This is a genomic window from Phyllobacterium phragmitis (genome assembly GCF_002980495.1).
GTDB lineage: Bacteria > Pseudomonadota > Alphaproteobacteria > Rhizobiales > Rhizobiaceae > Paramesorhizobium > Paramesorhizobium phragmitis.
Genome location: NZ_PVBR01000070.1, coordinates 1 through 1,148, shown reverse-complemented (window position 1 = coordinate 1,148; position 1,148 = coordinate 1). Strand labels below are relative to the sequence as shown.

Genomic DNA, 1,148 nt, shown 5'->3' with positions numbered 1-1,148 from the left:
TGGACGGCGAGAAGATGGCGGCGGTGTGCCGCGAATTCAACATTTCGCGCAAGACCGGCCACAAACTGCTGCAACGCTATCGCGACAGCGGACTGCACGGATTGACGGACCGCTCGCGCCGGCCCTATCGGCAGGCCAACCAGTTGCCCATGCAGATCGAGCGGCTGATTGTCCGCTTAAAGAAGGACTATCCGAACTGGGGCGCGCCGAAGATCCAGGAACGGTTGCGGCGGCTCTATCCCGACATCCATTGCCCCGCCGTCTCGACGGTCCACGCCGTTCTCGACCGCAACGGCCTGGTCAAACGCTGGACACGGCGGCGCAACAGGGCCGCCGGCACGCCACTGTCTCACACGCGCCAGCCCAACGAGCTGTGGTGTGCCGATTACAAGGGCGAGTTCATGCTGGCGGACCGGCGCTACTGCTATCCGTTGACCATCACCGACTATGCCAGCCGCTATCTCATCGCCTGCGAGGCGCTGCACACGACGAAGGAAGTCTATGCGTTTGCCGTATTCGAGCACGCCTTCAAGGACTTCGGTGTGCCAGCCGCCATCAGGACCGACAATGGCGTACCGTTTGCCAGCCCCAATGCGCTGTTCAACCTGTCAAAGCTGTCTGTGTGGTGGCTCAGGCTCGGCATATCCGTCGAACGGATCAAGCCCGGAAACCCGCAGCAGAACGGCAGGCACGAGCGCATGCATCTCACCCTCAAGCTGGAGACCACAAAACCGGCCGGCGCCAACGTCCTCGAGCAGCAGGGCAAGTTCGATGACTTCATCAAGGTCTTCAACACCGAGCGGCCGCATCAGGCGCTCGCCATGGCCGTCCCCGCCGACCATTACCGGCCGTCACCGCGCCAATATCAGGGCCTGCATGACATCGACTACCCATTCCACGACAAGGCCGTCACCGTCACCACATGCGGACGCATCTGCTTCAACCGGCAGAAAATCAATCTCAGCCAGGTCTTTGCCGGACAAACCGTCGGAATCAAGCAGACCGACGACAAAATCTGGCTGGTCAGCTTCATGGACTACGATCTAGGATACTTCGATGATGAGACATGCAGGTTGGAACCACTTCAAAACCCATTCGGGCCAAAAGTGTTACCCATGTCTCCGGTATAAACCGTAACCTATGTGTCC

The 1,148-nt window shown here is 60.0% G+C and carries 1 protein-coding gene; it reads left to right on the top strand.

Going from position 1 to position 1,148, the window contains the following annotated elements; genetic code table 11:
- A partial coding sequence (locus tag C5748_RS27355; protein WP_199194922.1) for an integrase core domain-containing protein occupies positions 1-1,130 on the top strand: 1,130 nt, incomplete at its 5' end.
- Between the last annotated feature and the right edge of the window lie 18 nt (positions 1,131-1,148).